Raw genomic sequence first — 18701 nt, forward strand, 5'->3', positions numbered from 1 at the left:
CGCTGGCGATCGCGATCATCGCCGGGCTGCTGCTGCAAAATCCGCTGGTACTGCTGGCGATGCCGGTGCTGGTGCGGCTGATCGACGCGCGGACGATGCCGGCGGACGCTTGATACGGCGGCGGCGCCTCCCGCCGTGGATTGCGGAAGGCGCCGTCGGTTGCTCGTCAGGCGGTCAGGGACGGACGACGAGGATGTGGAAGCTGCCGGGGATCACGGCGCCGCGCTTCTGACCCGCAGTCGGCGGCGCGAAGCGGCCGGTCGGAAGATAGACCATGCCGTCGCCGGGATCGATAGCGCCGGTGCGCGCGCCGACCTCGGTCGTGATCCGCCCGGTCACGGTGGGACCGCCCTTGCCGTCGAGCGCAACGACATCGAGTTCGCCGCTCTTGCCGCAGGGGATGTAGGCACGCCGGCGCTCGACATCGAGCAGCACCGCGTCCGGACCCTCGCCGATGTCGAGAAGCGAGACCAGCGTCCTGCACCTGGCGTCGACGACGGCGGCCTTGCCGTTGGCGCAGGCCGCGATCAGCCGCTGCGTGCGGGGATCATAGGCGAGGCCGCTCGGGGCTTGGCAGCCGGGGAGCGCGATCGACCCCGATACGCGCGCCGTCCGCGTATCGACCGCGGTTAGATCGTTCGCGGCCTCATTGTTGACGAACAGCGTGCCGTCGGTTGCAAGCGCGGCATATTCGAGGCCGGGCTTGAGCGGGATCGTTGCGGTCACTCGGTGCGTGGCGATGTCGATCCGGGAGATCGTGCCGGCCTCCGCGTTCATCGTGTAGGCGGTCGTGCCATCCGGCGTGAACAAGGCCGCATCAGGATTGGCCCCGACGGTCATGCGCGCCACTTCGGCGCCGCTGTCACCGTCGAGGACGCGCACGCTGGCGTCCTTGCCGCTGGTCACGAGCAGCGTGCGGCCGCCCGGGATCGGCAGCGCCGAATGGCCATGCGCGATCTGCCCGATCGAGCGAACGGGGGCCCTACCGGTCAGGTCGACCACCGTCACCGAGTCTGCGCGCGCGACAAACAGGCGATGGCTGACCGGATCGACTCGCGCATAATCCCATCCGCCATCCGGTCCCGGGATGGTGCGAACGACCGCGCCGGCGAGGGCCGTGCCGCTGATCGAGACGGCGAGCACGGCGGATAAGGCGAGGACACGGCGCATGCGATACTCCCGAGATGGTCGAAGCGAGCGTGGCGGCAGATGCCGTGCGGCACCAGAGAGTGTGCGGACCTTGATGGAATTTATAGTTTCGTGACGTCAGTCGAAGCCCTGCCACCACAGCCGCAGCACCGCGCGCATGCGCGTCCACAAGGTCGATTGCCCAAGCTCGTCTGCCATCATGCTGTTTAGACGCCGACGGAACAGCCATCCCGCAGCTGCGACGCGTCCGAAGCGAGAGAGGAGATGGACATTCGTCGCATCGACCTCGACTGAGATCCTACGTCAGGCCCCGACCAATGAGCGGAACCCGGATGGCGAAGTCGCGGTCTAACGGCGCGGCTTACCTACCGACTCAGGAACCGCGAGAATGAGCCTTTTCAGCCTCGGTGACTACTGTGCACGGTGGGGTTGTCGCCGGCTTTGCGACGCTTCAGCGCCGACGCAAGAACCAAACCTACGCCAATCTGTAGCAAGCCATACCCTCGCCGGCGTGCCGGGTGGCCGGCAAAGGGGCGCACGAGAAGGTCCACTGCGCTGACGTCCGATCGCCAGAGTTCCACATGACGCCTTGATGGGAGCAAACCCAGCAGTCCGTCGCCGATCATAAACACCGCGGCCATCTCTGCAGACCGTTGGACGTCAAGCTGTACTGCGGTCGGGCCGGTCATCGCTTTTCTCCTGCGGCATCAACGCGTGTCGCGGCGGTCCCGGCGCATCTTGCTACGCCAGAGGCGGCGCTCCCATTCATCTCTGGCCTTGTGTCTTTTGCAACGCTCAAGCCGTAGCCACCTCTGCGGGGCGAGGATGGCTGCAACCGGACCCGCAATGGCGATGATGCGCGCCTCGGGGGCGTGCGGCGGAAGATCGCAGTCAGAGGCGCGTTTTGGCTCGATCGTAGGCATCCAGCCGGGTCGCGAACTCGCCGGTTGCGAAATGGTCCTCGAACCGCTGGTCGGCGCCGGCGCGGCCGATCAGCCCGGCCTTAAGCGTCATCAGGCTGGAGGCGGCATTGTCGACGATGTTCTGGATCAGGCCGGCGCCTGGCTGCCCCGAGCGGTCGAAGATTTCCACCAGACCGATGCGGTGCGCCTCCGCGCTGTCGATCGTGTCGCAGGAATAGAGCAGCCGCGCGGCCTGGCCCGAGCCGACCAGCATCGCGAGGCGCTCGACATCCTCCTTGGGGTAGGAGATGCCGAAGCGGGCGGGCGTGATCGCGAACAGCGCGTTGGGGCCGCAGACGCGGATGTCGCAGGCGGTGGCGATCGACAAGCCGGTCCCCATGCACCGGCCGTCGATGACCGCGATCGTCGGCTTGTTGACCGCGCGGATCCGGGCGAAGGCGCTCTTCATCACGCCGCGGAACCGCCGCCTGAGCAGGCCGCTGGTCGACAGCAGGTTGAGCTCGCTCAGATCGGAGCCGGCGCAGAAATCGCGACCGTCGCCCGAGCGGATCACGACCAGGCTGGCGGCGCTGACATTGGCGCGGACGACGAGCTTTTCGAGCTCGCCCCATTGATCGATCGGCACCGCATTGGCCTTGGCGCCGCGAGCGATCGTGATCGTCGCGACCTTGCCGGTCACCTCGAGCGTGAACATCGGGCCTCCCTGTGTATGATCGTGGCGGGCACCGGATCAGGCCCGGTCGAAGCGCAGATGGAGCGAGGTGACGCCGCGCAGGATCGGGCTTGGGCTGTATCGGAAACTGTTGAGGCCGTCGGCAAAGCGCAGGTTCGCGAGACGATCGAGCAGGATCGGCAGCGCGACCGTCATCTCCTTGCGTGCGAGCGCCATGCCCAGGCAGGTGTGGACGCCGGCGCCGAAGGCGAGATGCTCGCGCGCATTGGCGCGGGTGACGTCGAAGCGGTCCGGATCTTCGAAGCGCTGCGGATCGCGATCGGCGGCGCCGAAGCGCAACAGCATCGGCTCGCCCGCCTTGAGCGCGACGCCGCCGAGCGCCACGTCCTGCGCCACGACGCGCCACATATTGTTGGTCGGCGTGAGGAAGCGCAGCGTCTCCTCGACAAGATTGGGGATCAGCGCCGGCTCGGCGCGGACCGCCGCCATCTGGTCCGGGTTGAGGATCAGCTGGTACAGCGCATAGGTCAGCGTATGCGCGGTCGTCTCCTGACCCGCGTTGAAGATCTGCTGGAGGATCGCATAGAGTTCGGCGTCGTCGAGCGGCCGGCCACCTTCGGTATCCGCCAGCGAAGCGTGGACGAGATCGGACACGATATCGTCGCGTGGCGTCGCTCGCCGCTCGGCGATGGCGTCCAGGAAGAAGCGCTGGAGCTCGATTTCCTTGTGTGCGCTGGCGATCCGCTCCTCGCGCCCGGCATTGCCCGCCAGCCGTGCGATCCCGGCGTGCAGCCAATCGTGGAACTTCGGCACGTCGTCGCGCGAGACGCCCAAGCCGTCGGCGATCACGAAGGAGGGCAGGAGGTCGGCGAAGCCGGTCTTGAACTCGACCTCGCCATCGGCGGCGAACCCGTCGATCAGGCGGTGCGTCGTCTCCGCGATATAGGGCTCCATCGTCTTGACGCGGCCGTGCGGGAAGGCCTGCATCGCGATACGCTTGTAGCGCTGGTGCGCGGGCGGATCGGCGGTGAGCAGCGTGTCGCGCCACGGCAACCCGGCCGCCATGATCGCCGCCTCCTCGGGATCGAGCGACCCGGCGCCGCCCGACAGCAGGAGGTGGGCGAAGGCGCTCGAGAAGATCTTGGGTTTTTTCGCGACTTCGAGGACGAGTGCGTAGCTCGACACCGACACGATCCCCGTCTTGGGATCGCGGAAGACCGGCGCCTCGTCGCGCAGCCGCGCATAATAGCCGTACGGATCCTGCAGGATCGTGGGATCGTTCGCGACAATCTCGTGCAGCGGTGCGTCGAGCAGCTCCGTCATCGTCTCTCTCCGCGGTATCCGACATGCCTAATCGAAAGCCTGCAGCCGCCCGCCTAGCCTTTTGCGCAGGTGATCATCGGGCTCGCCGGGTGTGGGTGCACGACAAGTGCCGCGACCCGTCGCGCGCGCGGGACATGCCCGTCGATCACGGAGTTCGCTCGATGACCTACGACCTCACCGGCCGCGTGGCGCTCGTCACCGGGGCCAGCGGCAACATCGGTGCCGCCATCGCGCGCAAGCTGCGCGCGGACGGCGCAATGGTGGTCTCGGCCGATCTTCCCGGGCATCTGGGCGGCGGCGAGAGCGAGGACTGGCACGCGCTCGACATCGTCGACGAGACCTCTTGGGCGACGCTGATCGCGTGGATCGAGGGGCGGCACGGCCGGCTCGACATCTTGGTCAACAATGCCGGGATCGCGCCGATGGGCAAGCTCGAGGACATGGCGATCGCCGAATGGCGGCGGTGCATGGCGATCAACGTCGACGGCGCGTTCCTCGGCATCCGCACCGCGCTGCCGCTGCTGCGCACGACCGCGGCCACAGCCGGCCACGACGCGCGCATCGTCAACGTCGCGTCGGCGGCGGGTGTGCGCGCCTCGCCGCTGTCTTCGGCTTATTGCACCAGCAAGGCGGCGGTCGGCATGCTGACCAAGGCGGCGGCGATCGAGTTCGCCAGCCTGGGCTATCCGGTGCGCGCCAATTCGGTGCACCCCGCCGCGGTCGAATCCGACATGATCGACGCCATTCTCGATCGCTATTCGGCGATCACCGGCGGCACGCCGGTCGACGATCTGCGCGCCGGTCTGATCGCGGGCCATCCGTTCGGCCGGCTGGTCCGCCCCGACGAGGTCGCCGACGCGGTGCTGTTCCTCTGCTCGGAGGCGGCGCGCTATCTCAACGCCACCGAGATCCATGTCGATGGCGGCATGATCGCCAGCTAAGCGGGAGACGACGATGCGGCTCGAAGGTAAGGTGGCGCTGGTCACCGGCGGCGGCTCCGGCATCGGCGAGGGCATCGTGCGCCGCTTCGCCGCCGAGGGCGCAATCGTTTATCTCGGCGACGTCGACGTGCAAAGCGGGCAGGCGATCGCGGCGGAGACGGGCGCGCGCTTCCTGTCGCTCGACGTCTCGAGCAGCGCGGATTGGGCGCGGATCGCGACCGACATCGGCGCGTCGCATGGCCAGCTCGACATCCTCGTCAACAATGCCGGCGTGATCTCGAGCCAGGCGATCGACGCAATCGAGGAGGCGGCGTGGGCGCGGGTGATGGCGGTCAACGTCACCGGCCCGATGCTGGGGTGCCGGACCGCGATCCGGATGGTGCAGGCCGCCGCGGCGCCGCGGGCGCTGTCGATCATCAACGTCGCCTCGACGACGTCCTTCCTCGGTCTCGCCAACGATGTCGCCTATACCGCGAGCAAGCATGCGATTCTGGGCCTGACGCGCTCCGCGGCGGCGCATTGTGCGCGGGAAAGGCTGCCGGTGCGGATCAACACGCTGCATCCCGGCACGACGCTGACGGCGATCCTGCAGGGCCATATCGACGAGAACCCGGCAATGCGCGCGGTCTTCGACGGCATGTCGCCGATGGGCCGGATGGCGGCGCCGAGCGAGGAGGCCGCGGTCGCGCTGTTCCTCGCGTCGGACGAGTCGAGTTACTGTACCGGCGCCGCCTTCGTCGCCGACGGCGGGCTGACCGCGATGCACCCGACGATGTGAGGCGTCAGGCCGCGTGCGGGCCCGGATAGGGCATCGCATGGCCGCCGAGCGCGCGATAGGAGGGGTCCGCCGCTGACCGTGTCGCCGGATAAAGCGGCGCATCGGGGGCGGCGGGCTCGACCAGCGCGGGTCCTGGAAACGTCGCCATCGTCATGCCGAGCGGCTCGGCGCGGTCCCAGTCGTGCACCGATCGGCGGTGGACGAAACCCCAGGCCCCGTCGATCGCGCGGTGATGGTCGACATAGCGCCCGCCGCCCCACAGATCGACGATGCCGGCGTCGCGCGCGATGCGCAGCTGCACCGTCCAATAGCTCTCGCTCCACGCTTCGTCGCCGTCGACCTCGATCAGGATGTTGCTGAGCACATGGCGGGTGAGCAGCATCGGTTCGTGGATCGTCCACACCCAGTCGACGAAGTCGGCGCCGGTGCCTGAGAAGAGCGGGGTATGCTCGTCGGTTCCGCCGGGATGCCAGCAGGACAGCGCGAGGTCGCGGTCCATCCGGTCCATCGCGCGGCAATAGCGGTGGAGATTGTCGGTGATCGCCTGCTGTGCGGCGAGCATGGCGGGATCGGGGGTGGCGACGGGCATCGAACGCTCCTTAGCCGGTGGTGGCGGGCGAGATCGGGATCGGCGCGGCATCGACCGGCTGAAGCGCGTCGGGATCGGCGTCGGCATAGACCGGATAGTCGGTATAGCCCTCCGCGCCCTGCGTATAATAGGTCGCGACCTCGGGGCGGTTGAGCTTGAGGCTGTGCTCGTAGCGGTTCGCGAGATCGGGGTTGGCGATATAGGCCTGACCGAAGGCGATCATGTCGGCGCGGCCGTCGTGGACGGCGGCGGCGGCGGTCGGCTGGGTGAAGCCCGCGACGAACATCGCGGGTCCCTCGAACAGCGGGCGCAACGTGCCGTAGACGTCCCATCCGACCGCATAGTCGCCAAGCTCAAGATAGGCGATGCCGCGCGCCGACAGCTGCCGGACGACATAGGAATAGGTCGCGACCGGATCGTCGTCGAAAACGTTGTGGAACGACCAGCCGGGGGACAGTTTCACCGCCACGAAGCCCGGCGACGTCGCCGCGACCATCGCATCGACGCAGGCGAGCAGGAAGGCGGCGCGCTTCTCCACGCTTCCACCCCAAGCGTCGGTGCGCAGATTGCTGTTGGTCGAGAGGAATTGCATCGGCAGATAGCCCGAGGCGGCGTGGATCTCGACACCGTCGAAGCCGGCGCGCTTAGCAAGCACGGCGCTCTGCGCGAAATCGTCGATCACGCCGAGCACCTCGGCATGGCTGAGCGCGCGCGGTTCGGGATAGGGGCGTTTGGGGCGCGGGCAGGTGACCGTATAATGGCGTGCTGTCGGATCGGGCTGGACCGCGGAGGCGCCGATCGGCTGCGCGCCGTCGAGCATCAGCGGATCGGCCAGCCGGCCGACATGCATGATCTGGCCGAAGATCGCGCCGCCTTCGCCGTGGACGGCTTCGGTCACCCGCCGCCATCCGGTCACCTGCGCGTCGGTGTGCAGACCGGGCGTGAACAGATAGCCCTTGCCCATCGCCGAGGGATAGATGCCCTCGCTGACGATCAGGCCGGCGGTCGCGCGTTGGCGGTAATGCTCGACGTTGAGATCGGTGGGCACGCCGTCGAGCGTCGAACGCTGGCGCGTCATCGGCGCCATGGCGAGCCGATTCTTGACGGTGATGTCGCCGATGCGGAGCGGGGTGAACAGGGCGCTGAGGGCTTCGCTCACGGGCGGCAATCCTTGCAATCGAGGGGTCAGAGACCAAGCACGGTCTTGGCGATGATCGTGCGCTGGACCTCGTTCGATCCGCCGAAGATCGTCCACGCCCGGTTGTTGAGATAGGTCGGCGCGGCGATCTGCGCGGCGGCATTGAGGATCGGTTCGGGGGCCGCATTGCCATAGAGCGGTCGTTCGGTGGGCAATTGCAGCCCGGCCGGTCCCCAGAGTCGCATCGCGAGCGTGCCGATGTCCTGCTTGAGGTTGGAGGCGACCAGCTTGACCAGCGAAGTCTGCGGGCCGGGCGGGCGGCCTTGCGCGATCTCGGCGAGGATGCGCAATTCGGTGGTCTCCAGCGCCTGCGCCGCGAACTCGGCATGGCTAAGCGCGGCGATGAACAGCGCGTCGTCCGCCATCGTGCCGCCGCCGTCGGCGGGCGCTTGCGATGCCGCCGCGCGCAGCGTGTCGAGGTCGGCGAGCAGCGACGGCGCATGGCAGGAGCCGCCGCGCTCGTTCTCGAGCAGAAATTTGGCGATCGTCCAGCCCTGGCCCTCGCTGCCGACCATGTCGTCGGCGGGCACCGAGACGTCGTCGAGGAACACCGCGTTGACCTCATGATCGCCGGCGAGCCCCATGATCGGGCGCACCTCGATGCCGGGCTGTTTCATGTCGATCAGCAGGAAGCTGATCCCGGCCTGGCGCTTGACGTCGGGATTGGTGCGGACGAGGCAGAACATGTGGTCGGCAAAATGGGCGTGCGTCGTCCACAGCTTGCTGCCGTTGACGATCCAACGGTCGCCGTCGCGCACCGCGCGCGTCTTGAGGCTGGCGAGATCGGAGCCCGAGCCCGGCTCGGAAAAGCCTTGGCACCAATAATCGTCGGCCGACAGGATACGGGGCAGATAGCGCGCCTGCTGCTCTGGCGTGCCGAATCTGTGCAGCACAGGCGCGAGCAGCTTGAGGCTGAGCCCGGGCAGTTCGGGGGCATGCGCGAGCGCGCATTCCTTCTCGAAGATGTAGCGCTGCATCGGCGTCCAGCCCGTGCCGCCAAATGCGACCGGCCAGAAATAGGCGAGCCAGCCTTTCTCGTAGAGAATGTGCTGCCATTCGCGGCCGATATCGGGCTCGGCGAAGACGGTGGGGGTGGCCCGCGCGCCGGCGCGCAGCCGTTCGGTGAGATGGGTGGCGAGAAAATCGCGCACCTCGGTTCGGAACGCGGTCTCGTCGGCGGTCAGGCGGATGTCCATGCCGGCGACACTAGGCGCCTGGCACGCAACGGCTTCTCTCAAAAGGGTTAGGTCCGCGCGCGCGATCCCGGCCGGCACCTATCGATTGTCGGAGTGGTGGAGGGCGCGGCCGGCGCTTTAACCGAGGAGACTTGCCGGTGCGAACGGGCACCTCGGGGGACAGGCGCGTGGATTTTGGACTGAACGACGACCAGGCGATGCTCAAGACGCTGATCGAGCGCTTCGTCGCCGACCGCTACCCCAGCGGCGCGCGCGCGGGCTATCGCGCGACGCCGGCAGGCTATTCCGCCGAGAATTGGGCTTTGCTCGCCGAACTCGGCGTGCTCGCGCTGCCGGTTTCCGAAGCTGATGGCGGCCTCGGTGGCGGCGCGGTCGAGAGCGCAACCGTGATGGAGGCGATCGGCCGCGGGCTGGTCGCCGAGCCGTTCCTCGATGCGACGATCGTCGGCGGAGGCCTGCTCTCGCAGGCCGGCACGGTCGCGCAAAAGCAGATGTGGATCGAGCGGCTCCTGACCGGCGAGGCCGTGGTCATGCTCGCCTGGGCCGAACATGGCACGCGGTTCGACATGGATCGGCCCGCGACGCGCTTCGCCGACGGCACGGTGCGGGGCATGAAGACCTTCGTCGCCGGTGGCGCCGACGCCTATGTCGTCACCGCCCGCGACGGGGACGAGACGCACCTCTTTCTCGTTGCGGCCGATGCCTCCGGGCTCCAGCGCCGCGACTATCGCCTGGTCGACGGATCGGTCGCCTGCGAGCTGGCGTTCGACGGCGTCGCCGCCGAGCGGATGGACGGCGGGCTCGACGCCCTCGCGGTCGTCATTGCGCGGGCGCGGCTGGCGGCGTCGGCCGAGATGGTCGGGATCATGGGGCTGCTGTTCGACACGACGCTCGACTATGTCCGTCAGCGCCAGCAATTCGGCGTCGCAATCGGCAGCTTCCAGGCGCTCCAGCATCGGCTCGCAGACCAATATGCCGCGCTCGAGCTCGCCCGCTCGCATCTGTACCGCGCGATGCTAGCCGAGCCGGACGAAGCGCCCGCGACGCTCGCGGCGGCCAAAAGCTTCATCTCGACGGCGGCGGTGCGGCTTGGCGAGGAGTGTATCCAGATGCATGGCGGGATGGGCGTGTCCGACGAGCTCGATCTCGGGCATGGTCACAAGCGCATCCTGCGGCTTGCCAGCCTGTTCGGCGACGCCGCGCACGAAACAATGCGCTACGACCGCGCGCGACGGACGGCGTGATCGCCGCGGCGATCAGCGGCTGAGGATCGCCACCGCCGACACGCCAGGCGCGCCATAGACATGGCTGTAGGCCGTCTTGGGATCGTTCGGCACCTGCCTCCCCCCGCCGTCGCCGCGCAGCTGGACGACATTCTCGTAGACTTGACGCAGGCCCGAGGCGCCGATAGGTTCGCCGCACGCGATGCAGCCGCCATCGGTGTTGACCGGGAGGCGACCGCCGATCCGCGTGCGTCCCTCGGCCAGCCACTCCTCCTGTTCGCCATCGGCGCAGAAGCCGTTTTCCGCCATGTGCATGATCTCGGCACCGACCTCGGTATCCTGGAGCTGGGCGACGTCGATATCCTCGGGGCCAATGCCGGCCGCCGTGAACGCCGCCAGCGACGCATTGGTCGTCGCCGACCCGCCGCGCGCGACGTCGAGCGATGGCGCGAACACCTCGAACGAGCCCGCCGGCCGGGTCCGCATCGCCACCGCCTTCAGCCGGATCATCGGGCCGCCGAGCTGGCGTGCCTTCGCCTCGCTCGCCAGCACCAGCGCGACCGCGCCCTCGGCGGGCGAGCAGAACATATATTTGGTGAGCGGATCGCTGACCATCTGCGCCGACAGGATCGTCTCGATGTCGACCGGCTCGCGTCGCCAGGCGTGCGGTGCGTGGACCGCATTGAGGAAGCTTTTTTCGGCAACGCGTCCGAGCGTCCGCGTCGAGATGCCGTGCAGCGCCATGTAGCGGGTGAGCTTCATCGCAAAGAATTGCGTGGTGAGCATCAGCCCCGCCTCGCCATACCATTCGGGCAGCCCCCATTCGGCCGGGCGCGGATCGAAGGCGCCGCGCGGATGCTTGTCGAAGCCGACGGCGAGGCCAAGATCATATTCGCCGGCGCGGATCGCGCTCGACGCCGAGGCGAGCGCCGAGCCGCCGGTCGCGCAGCCATTTTTTACGTTGATGAACTGGATGCCGGTCATTCCCAGCCGCGACACCATCGTGTCGGCATTGCCCGATGCATCGGAACCGCCATAGGCGAACTGGATGTCGGGCCAGGCGACGCCCGCATCGCCGAGTGCGGTGCGCGCGGCGGCGACCCCCATGTCGAGCCCGGACAGGTCCGGGGTGCGGCCGAAGCGATGGATGCCGATGCCGACGATGCAGACGTCGCTCATGCGTGAGACTCCCCGGTCGGGCGGAAGGCAAAGGTGAGGACCGCCGGACCCTCGTCCTGCGGCAGCGGCAGCAGGACCAGTTCGAGCGGCATGCCGACGTCGAGCGCGTCGAACGCGACGTCGGTCAGCCGCGATTCGACGATGACCTCGTCCGCGAGCTCGACATAGCCGACGGCGAACGGCTCGAATGCCGCAGGCCCCAGATAGGGCGGCGTCTTCGGGCGAAAGCGCTGAACGGTCCAGGACCAGAGCGTGCCCTGCCGGGCAAGCAAGATCGGCTCATAGCGTTCGCCCTCGGCGCCCTCGGGGCAGGGAAAGACGATGCGCCCGCTGTCGCGATTGCGCCCGCCGATCAGCCGGGGCGCGGCCTCGTCGGTGAACAGGCCCGGGGCGATCGGGCGGGCGGGGCTGGGCGTGTCGATCATCGGCCGAGCAAGCCCGCGAACGGCGTCGCGGGCTACTCGTCAAAGCGCTAGGGCACGGTTTAGCTCAGCTGTTAAGACCGATATAGCCGAGCTGCGCCGCCTTGAAGAGCGTCTGGCTGCGGTTGACCGCATCGAGCTTGGTCGAGGCGTTGTGGATGTGGAAGCGCACCGTTGCGCGGCTGCGCGACATGATCAGACTGATCTCGAAGTCGGTCTTGCCGACCGCGGCCCAGCGCAGGCACTCGACCTCGCGCTTGCTCAGGATCGCGCCCACCGGCAGTCGCTCGGGATCGCACATCGCGCGGACATAGCCGGCGATGAAGGTGCGCGTGATCAGGCCGAGCGTGTCGCCGAACGCTTCGAACTCCGCCGAAAGGTCGAGCTTGGTGCGGTCCGCGGGGGCATAGCTCGCCGCGCCGATCTGGCCGAACGGCAGATGGACGGGGACGACGATCGCCGCCGGGGTCAGCCCGCGCCGCTCGAAATTGCTGAGATCGATCGCCGCGAGCATCGAATTGGGAGTCGCGGTGTGAATGCCCTGCGCGTTGCACCAGAACGGCTCGCTCTCGTAGCGACACGCGGTCGGCAGCGGCGACTCGAGCGCCAGCCGCGGCGTCCGCCACCAGCGGTCATTCTCGTCGAGCGTCCAGCCGAACACGTCGGTCGCCAGAACATTGCCGTCGGCGTCGACCATGCTCTGCTTGGACGCGATGTTGTGACAGATCGCGGTTCGGAAGCCGGTCATGTCGCGGACCATCTCGCGCAGCCGTTCGGCGGCGAGACGGACATCAGCGGGCTTGGCGATGCGCACCGCATCGAGATTGATTTCAGGCATGCGATTCGTCCCTATTTATATGGATCGGTATCGAGCGTCTCTCCGGCGTCATCGTACGATTTAACCGAGGTTAGGGCAATGTCGGCGCCCCCTTAATTGTCCGCTGTTTCGCCCAATGGATACCGCGCCGGAGCAGGGTGTCGAACACAGGCAGGTCCCAGGCGCATCGGTCGATCGTCGGCCACCAGTCGGCGAGTGGCTGGAGGTCGTAATGGCCGCGGCAATGGCCGAGCGTGAGATACAGGATCTCGCCCTGTCCAAGCGCGCGCAAATAGAAGACGGGATGTTTCGCGCGCGGCCATTGGTGATCGACGAATTCGGGCGTGTCGCCGTCATGCTCGGTCTCGAGCAGGACGTGAAGGTCGGCGTGGACCGCCATCAGGTAGAGTTCGTCGGTGGTCTCGAACGGCGTGACGCCTTCGACCAGCGGATGCGCCGGATCCGCAACCGTCACCAGATAGGGCTGGATCGGGGGGTGCGACAGGAATTGCGAGCCGAGCGTGTCCATGTGCAGCGGCGCCCAGCGCGGCGCGTCGACCTTGCCGTCCGCCGTCCAGCGCAGGATCGAATTGGTGCCGTGCAACGCGTACCAGCGCCCGCCGCGTTCGACCCACGCGCGGATCGCCTCCTGCGCGGGGAGCGAGGGGATCACGTCGCAGGTGTAGCTGATCAGGAAATCGGCCGCCTCGATCGCGGCGATCGCCTCATAATCCTCGAAGACGCGGACGCGGACGCGCTGGTCCTCGCCGAGCAGCTTGAGCAGTTCGAGCCGGGCGAAGTCGATGTCGTGATATTTGCCGCCGGCGATCAGAACGCAGTCGAGCCGACGCGGACGGGCTTCGTCGACCTGGGGAACATCGGACATCGCAGGACATGCTCTCGCTTATGTTTGGCGGTGCTGTACGGGGTCGGCCGGCGCTGCCCGACCTAGCGTTTTGGATAGGATCGGCGCGCGCGGCTTGTCACCTTGCGAAAAGCACAGCTTGCTCGGGGCCCTCGCGCGGTCGCACCACGGCGCCATGCGGATTGGAGACGGCGTTTGAATCGGTTGCAGGACAAGGTCGCACTGGTCACGGGCGGCACGAGCGGTATCGGCGCTGCCACCGTCGAACGGCTCGCGGCGGAAGGCGCGACGGTGGTGTTTACGGGGCGCAACGTCACGGCGGGGGCGGCCATCGCCGACGCATCAGGCGGCCACTTCCATGTCCACAGCGTCGAGGACCGGCCCGGCTGGGACGGGCTGATGGCAATGATCCGCGAGCGGTTCGGCCGGCTCGACATCGCCTTCGCCAACGCCGGGATCGAAGGCGGCGACACCGACATCGAGGCGATCGACATGGCGGCGTGGGACCGCATCGTCGAGGTCAATTTGACCGGCCCGATGTTGACCGCGCAGCATGCAATCAGGCTGATGCGCGACAATCCGGGGGGACCCAGCGGATCGATCATCCTCAATTCGTCGATGAACGGGATCCTCGCGCTTGGCGGCAACGTCGGTTACTCGACGACCAAGGGCGCGCTGCGGCTGCTCGCCAAGTCGATCGCGATGCACTGCGCCAACACCGGCCTCGGCATCCGCTGCAATTCGATCCATCCCGGGGTCGTCGAGACCCAGCTGATCACCGACGTCATCGCCAACGCCCCCGATCCCGCGGCGGCCCGCAAGACGCTGGAAGGGCTGGCGCCGCTCAAGCGGATGGCGACGATGGCCGAGATTGCCGGGCTGGTCGTCTATCTCGCCTCGGACGAGGCGGCGTTCGTCACCGGATCCGAATATCTGATCGACGGTGGATCGACCGCGGGGATCAACGGCGTATGACCAGCTGGACGACCTCGCCGGCGCATCTCGCCCGCTATCGGGGGGTCGGCCTATGGCGCGACCGGACGATCGGCGATCTCGCGCGCGTCCGCGCCGACGCCACGCCCGACCTCGTCGTCTTTCCCAACGATCCGACGCAGCCGACCTACGCCTCGCTGCTGACCGACGCGACCGCGCTGATGGCGTCGCTCGCCGACCTCGGGCTGCGCACGGGCGATGTGGTCAGCGTGCAGATGCCCAATTGGGTCGAGGCCGCGGTGATCAACCTCGCCGCCGCGATCGGCGGTCTTGTCGTCAATCCGATCGTGACGATCTACCGCGACGCGGAGGTGCGGCAGATGCTTGCCGACAGCGGCGCGAAGCTGCTGTTCGTCTGCGAGACGTTCCGCGGCTACGACTATCCGGCGATGGTCGATCGCATCCGCGGCGCGCTTCCAGGACTGGCGCACGTCGTGACGGTCCGCGGCACACGCACCGTCGACTATGCCGATCTCGTGGCGGCGGGACGCGGCAAGGCGTTCGCGGCGCCCACGGTGGACCCCGATGCGGTCAAACTGCTGCTCTATACCTCGGGCACGACCGGCCGCCCCAAGGGCGTGCTGCACAGCCACAACACGCTCGCCCGCGTGTCGGCGGTGAGCTACGACCGCTGGGGGCTGGGGGAGGGCGATGCCATCCTCATGCCGTCCCCCGTCACGCACATCAGCGGCTATTCCAACGGACTCGAACAGCCCTTCCTGGCGGGCACGCGGACGGTGCTGATGGAGGCGTGGAACGCCGACGAGGCGCTCGCGCTGATCGAGCGCTATGATGTCGTCGGCACCGTCGCCGCGACTCCCTTCCTCAAGGAGCTGGCCGATGCGGCGCGCACCAAGGGTACGCGGCTGCCGAGCTTCCGTGTGTTCGCCTGCGGCGGTGCCGCGGTGCCGGCCGATCTCGTGCGGGACGCCAACAGCGCCTTCGCCAATCCGTGCGCGTTTCGCGTTTATGGTAGTTCCGAGACGCCGCTGATCACAATCGGCTGCACGCCCGGGGTGCTGCCCGAGCTCGCCGCCGCCACGGACGGCGCGATCGCCGACTATGACGTGCGCTTCCTCGACGACGATGGCCGCGACGTCGCGTCGGGCGCCGAGGGGGAGATCGTCGCGCGCGGCCCGGCGATGTTCATGGGCTATGCCGATGCCGAGCAGACCCGCGCCGCGCTCACCGACGACGGCTATTTCCGCACCGGCGACATCGGCCTGCTTACCCCCGAGGGCGCGGTGACGATCACCGGGCGCAAGAAGGACCTGATCATCCGCGGCGGCGAGAATATCAGCGCCAAGGAGATCGAGGACGTGCTCCATCGCCACGCGGCGGTGGCCGAGGCGGCGGTGGTCGCGATGCCGCACGCGCGGCTGGGCGAGGGGATCTGCGCCTTCGTCGTCGCACGTGCCGGCGCCGCGCCCGATTTCGCGATGTTGTCCGGCTTCGTCTCGATCAGCGGGCTCGCCAAGCAGAAGACCCCCGAGCGGATCGAGTTCGTCGCCGAACTGCCGCGCACCGCGTCGGGCAAGATCCGCAAGGATGTGCTGCGCGCGCGGATCCGCGAACTGGTCGAGGCCGAGGCCCCCGCGCCGATTTGATCGCGCGAGGGGTCGGCATCGCCGCGTCAGGTCGCGGCCTGTGCGCCGATCGCGGCGCCGATCTCCTCTCGGGTTGGATTGCGGCGCAGCGTCAGCCCGCCGTTCACCTGCAGATTTTCGCCGGTCATGAAGCATTCGTCGCTCGCCAGCCAGACCGCGGCGGCGGCGATGTCGGCCTTGGTGCCGATCCGCCCGAGCGGGTAGCCGGGCAGGAAGCTGTCGAACATCCCGGGCAGCTCCTTCGCCCCCGCGGTCATCGGCGTGTCGGTCAGCCCCGGCGAGATCGAATTGGCCCGGATGCCGCGTTCGCCGAACTCGTGCGCGACACAGCGGATGACATGATCGGCGCCCGCCTTGGTGCCCATATAGGCGGCATGGTCGTTGAGCATGATCGTCGCGGTCGCGGAGCTGATCTGGATGATCGATCCGCCCCGGCCGCCCGCGGTCGTGCCCATCGCCTCGACGGCGGCCTGGCAGAAATAGAAGGGGCCGATGAATTGGAGCGCAGTGATCCGCGCAAGTTCGTCTTCTGTGTTGTCGAGAAACGGCTTGAGAAAGCCCCAGCCGGTGGCGTTGACCGCGATGTCGAGATGCCCATGCCACGCGCGCGCGGCCTCCATCATCGCGAACACCTGCGCGCGATCGGTGATGTCGCAGCCGAGCGCACGGCCGTCGAACTCGGCCGCGAAGCCTTGCAGCGACTCGAGCTGCCGGCCGGCGACGACGATGCGCGCCCCCTCCTCGGCGAACCGCCGGGCGATGATTTGGCCCATATTGTCTGCACCCGCCGCCCCGAGCACCAGCGCGACCTTGCCGTCCAACCATCCCATCACGCACCTCGTCCAATTTGCTGCGTGATCCGACGCGCTCGCCACGGCGGCGACAACTGGCGCGAAGACTAGGATGCCGGATGCCGGTCGCTCTGGCAGAATGGCAGGATCAATAGGTAGAGGAGAAGGCCAAGTGGATCTCGGGCTCAAGGGACTGAAGGTGATCCTGACCGGCGGCAGCCGCGGCACGGGCCGCGCGACGCTGGAGATGTTCGCCGCAGAGGGGGCGGATGTCGGCTTCTTCTCGCGCAACCAGGCGCAGATCGACGACGCGGTGGCCTCCTTCTCGAAACATGGCGTCAAAGTGGTCGGCAAGCAGGGCGACCTCGCCGATCTCGACGCCTATCCCAAGCTGCTGACCGACATCGCCGACGAACTCGGCGGCTGCGACATCTTCATCCCGTCGGCCAGCGCTTCGGGCTCGCAGCTCGCGCAGGATTGGGAAGCCTGCTTCCGCATGGACGTGCTCGGCACCGTGCGCGGCTGCGAGGCACTCGAGCCCTATCTCGAGAAGTCGGCGCATGGCGCGGTCGTCATCCTGGGGTCGACCGCGGCGACCGAGACCTTCTTCGCGCCGCAGGCCTTCAACGCCATGAAGGCGCCGCTGCTGACCTATTCGGGCCAGCTCGCGCAGGCCTGGGGGCCCAAGGGCATCCGCGTCAACGCCGTCTCGCCCGGACCCGTCTGGTTCGAGGGCGGCAATTGGGACGACATCAAGAAGGGCGTGCCCGATCTCTTCGCCGCCACCGAGGCGACCGCGGCGCTCGGCCGGATCGGCGCGGTCGACGACGTCGCCAAGGCGATCGTGTTCCTCGCCAGCCCCGCCTCGGCCTGGACCACCGCAACCAACCTGATCGTCGACGGCGGCTATACCAAGCGTATCCAGTTCTGATCCGTCGGGGGCGGCGCCCGGTGCGCCGCCTCGTTACGGCGCGCCAAGCGCGAGGATCATCTTGCCCTGGTTGCTGCCCTCAAACAGCCGCAGGAAGGCGGGCAGCGCATTCTCGATGCCCTCGTCGACATGCTCGTCGACGCGCAGCCGGCCTTCGGCGAGCCACCCCGCCATCGCGGTCGCGCCCTCGGCGAAGCGCGGCAGGAAGTCCGAGATCAGGAAGCCCGAGATCGTCGCGGACTTGACGATCAGCTGCCACAGATTGCGCGCGCCGATCGCGCCCTCGGCGCTGTTATACTCGCTGATCAGCCCGCACAGCGCGACGCGCGCGCCGTGGTTGAGCGCGAGCAGGCCGGCATCGAGCACCGCGCCGCCGACATTCTCGAAGATCACGTCGACGCCGTCGGGAGCCGCCTCGCGGATCGCGGCGGCGAGCGCGGCGGGGCTCTTGCCGCGATAGTCGATCGCGGCGTCATAGCCATAATCGTCGCGCAGACGCCGGCATTTGTCCGCGCCGCCGGCGATGCCGACGGTACGACAGCCGACGATCCGCGCGATCTGGCCGACGAGCGAGCCGACCGCGCCAGCCGCGCCGCTGACCAGCACGGTCTCGCCGGGCCTGGGCTTGCCGACCTCGAGCAGCCCGAAATAGGCGGTCAGCCCGACCGCGCCCAGCACCGACAGATAGTGCGTCACCGACGGTACGGTGTGGGGATCGATCGGCATCGTGAAGCCACCCGGGCGGACCAGCGAATACTCCTCGATCGCGTTGAGCCCGAGCACCCATTCGTCGACCGCGAACGCCGGATTGTTCGAGGCGACGACCTGGCCGACCGTGGTCGCGCGGACCGGATCGCCGAGCGCCACCGGCGGCAAATAGGATGGCGCCTCATCGAGCCAGCCGCGGATCGCGGGATCGAGCGAGGCGTAGCGGTTGCGGACCACGAACTCGCCGTCCGCGGGTGACGGCACCGGCACGGTGTCGTGCGCGAAGTCGTCGGGTTGCGGGAGCCCGTGCGGGCGGCGGACCAGCGTGAAGCGGCGGTTTTGTGTCATCGCTCGATGCTAGCCGTGCGACGGCCCACCGGCACCTCTCCTATTGA

The 18701-nt window shown here is 68.2% G+C and carries 19 protein-coding genes; 6 read left to right on the top strand and 13 right to left on the bottom strand.

The window, feature by feature from the left end; genetic code table 11:
• Positions 1–174: 174 nt before the first annotated feature.
• From Q0326_RS13465 to Q0326_RS13480, 4 genes are all read right to left on the bottom strand, one after another.
• Complete coding sequence (locus tag Q0326_RS13465) at positions 175–1170, bottom strand: gluconolactonase (RefSeq protein ID WP_298691329.1); 996 nt, start codon at positions 1168–1170, stop codon at positions 175–177.
• A gap of 377 nt (positions 1171–1547) precedes the next feature.
• On the bottom strand, positions 1548–1838 hold the full coding sequence (locus tag Q0326_RS13470; protein WP_298691331.1) for a hypothetical protein: 291 nt from the start codon (positions 1836–1838) through the stop codon (positions 1548–1550).
• Between the two features lie 202 nt (positions 1839–2040).
• Positions 2041–2766 carry an enoyl-CoA hydratase/isomerase family protein gene (locus Q0326_RS13475; RefSeq protein ID WP_298691333.1) on the bottom strand — a complete coding sequence of 242 codons (726 nt, stop codon included), beginning with the start codon at positions 2764–2766 and terminating at the stop codon, positions 2041–2043.
• Positions 2767–2802: 36 nt separating this feature from the next.
• Entirely contained in the window at positions 2803–4068 is a 1266-nt protein-coding gene (locus tag Q0326_RS13480; protein WP_298691335.1) for a cytochrome P450, read from the bottom strand.
• Between the two features lie 161 nt (positions 4069–4229).
• On the opposite strand from Q0326_RS13480, the gene Q0326_RS13485 reads away from it, so the two are divergent.
• Positions 4230–5009 (top strand): SDR family NAD(P)-dependent oxidoreductase, encoded by a 780-nt coding sequence (locus tag Q0326_RS13485; RefSeq protein ID WP_298691338.1) that lies wholly within the window; start codon positions 4230–4232, stop codon positions 5007–5009.
• A gap of 13 nt (positions 5010–5022) precedes the next feature.
• The gene (locus Q0326_RS13490) at positions 5023–5787 is read left to right on the top strand and encodes an SDR family oxidoreductase (protein WP_298691340.1); all 765 of its coding nucleotides are present in this window, start codon (positions 5023–5025) and stop codon (positions 5785–5787) included.
• 4 nt (positions 5788–5791) lie between these two features.
• Here the strand turns inward: Q0326_RS13490 and Q0326_RS13495 are convergent, their stop codons facing one another.
• From Q0326_RS13495 to Q0326_RS13505, 3 genes are read right to left on the bottom strand one after another with little or no spacing between them, the layout of a single operon-like run.
• Complete coding sequence (locus Q0326_RS13495; protein ID WP_298691342.1) at positions 5792–6376, bottom strand: nuclear transport factor 2 family protein; 585 nt, start codon at positions 6374–6376, stop codon at positions 5792–5794.
• A gap of 10 nt (positions 6377–6386) precedes the next feature.
• Positions 6387–7535, bottom strand: coding sequence for an alkene reductase (locus tag Q0326_RS13500; RefSeq protein ID WP_298691344.1), 1149 nt, complete (start codon positions 7533–7535; stop codon positions 6387–6389).
• Between the two features lie 26 nt (positions 7536–7561).
• Positions 7562–8770, bottom strand: a complete 1209-nt coding sequence (locus Q0326_RS13505) for an acyl-CoA dehydrogenase family protein (RefSeq protein WP_298691346.1) — start codon at positions 8768–8770, stop codon at positions 7562–7564.
• A gap of 167 nt (positions 8771–8937) precedes the next feature.
• Here Q0326_RS13505 and Q0326_RS13510 point away from each other — a divergent pair, with 167 nt between their 5' ends.
• Positions 8938–10014, top strand: a complete 1077-nt coding sequence (locus Q0326_RS13510; RefSeq protein WP_298691348.1) for an acyl-CoA dehydrogenase family protein — start codon at positions 8938–8940, stop codon at positions 10012–10014.
• 12 nt (positions 10015–10026) lie between these two features.
• On the opposite strand, the gene Q0326_RS13515 is transcribed toward Q0326_RS13510, so the two are convergent.
• From Q0326_RS13515 to Q0326_RS13530, 4 genes are all read right to left on the bottom strand, one after another.
• Positions 10027–11172: a thiolase family protein gene (locus tag Q0326_RS13515; RefSeq protein ID WP_298691350.1), complete on the bottom strand. Its 1146-nt coding sequence runs from the start codon at positions 11170–11172 to the stop codon at positions 10027–10029.
• A complete protein-coding gene (locus Q0326_RS13520; RefSeq protein WP_298691352.1) occupies positions 11169–11597 on the bottom strand; it encodes an OB-fold domain-containing protein in 429 nt (142 codons plus the stop codon). The genes Q0326_RS13515 and Q0326_RS13520 overlap by 4 nt, the downstream gene beginning before the upstream one ends.
• A gap of 64 nt (positions 11598–11661) precedes the next feature.
• On the bottom strand, positions 11662–12432 hold the full coding sequence (locus tag Q0326_RS13525) for a helix-turn-helix transcriptional regulator (RefSeq protein ID WP_298691354.1): 771 nt from the start codon (positions 12430–12432) through the stop codon (positions 11662–11664).
• Positions 12433–12502: 70 nt separating this feature from the next.
• The gene (locus tag Q0326_RS13530) at positions 12503–13297 is read right to left on the bottom strand and encodes a ThuA domain-containing protein (RefSeq protein WP_298691356.1); all 795 of its coding nucleotides are present in this window, start codon (positions 13295–13297) and stop codon (positions 12503–12505) included.
• Between the two features lie 174 nt (positions 13298–13471).
• Here Q0326_RS13530 and Q0326_RS13535 point away from each other — a divergent pair, with 174 nt between their 5' ends.
• Complete coding sequence (locus tag Q0326_RS13535; protein ID WP_298691358.1) at positions 13472–14251, top strand: SDR family oxidoreductase; 780 nt, start codon at positions 13472–13474, stop codon at positions 14249–14251.
• A complete protein-coding gene (locus tag Q0326_RS13540) occupies positions 14248–15876 on the top strand; it encodes an AMP-binding protein (protein ID WP_298691360.1) in 1629 nt (542 codons plus the stop codon). The genes Q0326_RS13535 and Q0326_RS13540 overlap by 4 nt, the downstream gene beginning before the upstream one ends.
• A gap of 26 nt (positions 15877–15902) precedes the next feature.
• Here Q0326_RS13540 and Q0326_RS13545 read toward each other — a convergent pair whose 3' ends face one another.
• Positions 15903–16706: an SDR family oxidoreductase gene (locus Q0326_RS13545; RefSeq protein WP_298691400.1), complete on the bottom strand. Its 804-nt coding sequence runs from the start codon at positions 16704–16706 to the stop codon at positions 15903–15905.
• 133 nt (positions 16707–16839) lie between these two features.
• Between Q0326_RS13545 and Q0326_RS13550 the strand changes: the two genes are divergently transcribed.
• Complete coding sequence (locus Q0326_RS13550) at positions 16840–17598, top strand: SDR family oxidoreductase (protein ID WP_298691362.1); 759 nt, start codon at positions 16840–16842, stop codon at positions 17596–17598.
• A 33-nt stretch (positions 17599–17631) separates the two neighbouring features.
• On the opposite strand, the gene Q0326_RS13555 is transcribed toward Q0326_RS13550, so the two are convergent.
• Positions 17632–18654 (bottom strand): NADP-dependent oxidoreductase, encoded by a 1023-nt coding sequence (locus Q0326_RS13555; RefSeq protein ID WP_298691364.1) that lies wholly within the window; start codon positions 18652–18654, stop codon positions 17632–17634.
• Between the last annotated feature and the right edge of the window lie 47 nt (positions 18655–18701).

This window comes from uncultured Sphingomonas sp. (assembly GCF_937859915.1).
Classification (GTDB): domain Bacteria; phylum Pseudomonadota; class Alphaproteobacteria; order Sphingomonadales; family Sphingomonadaceae; genus Solisphingomonas.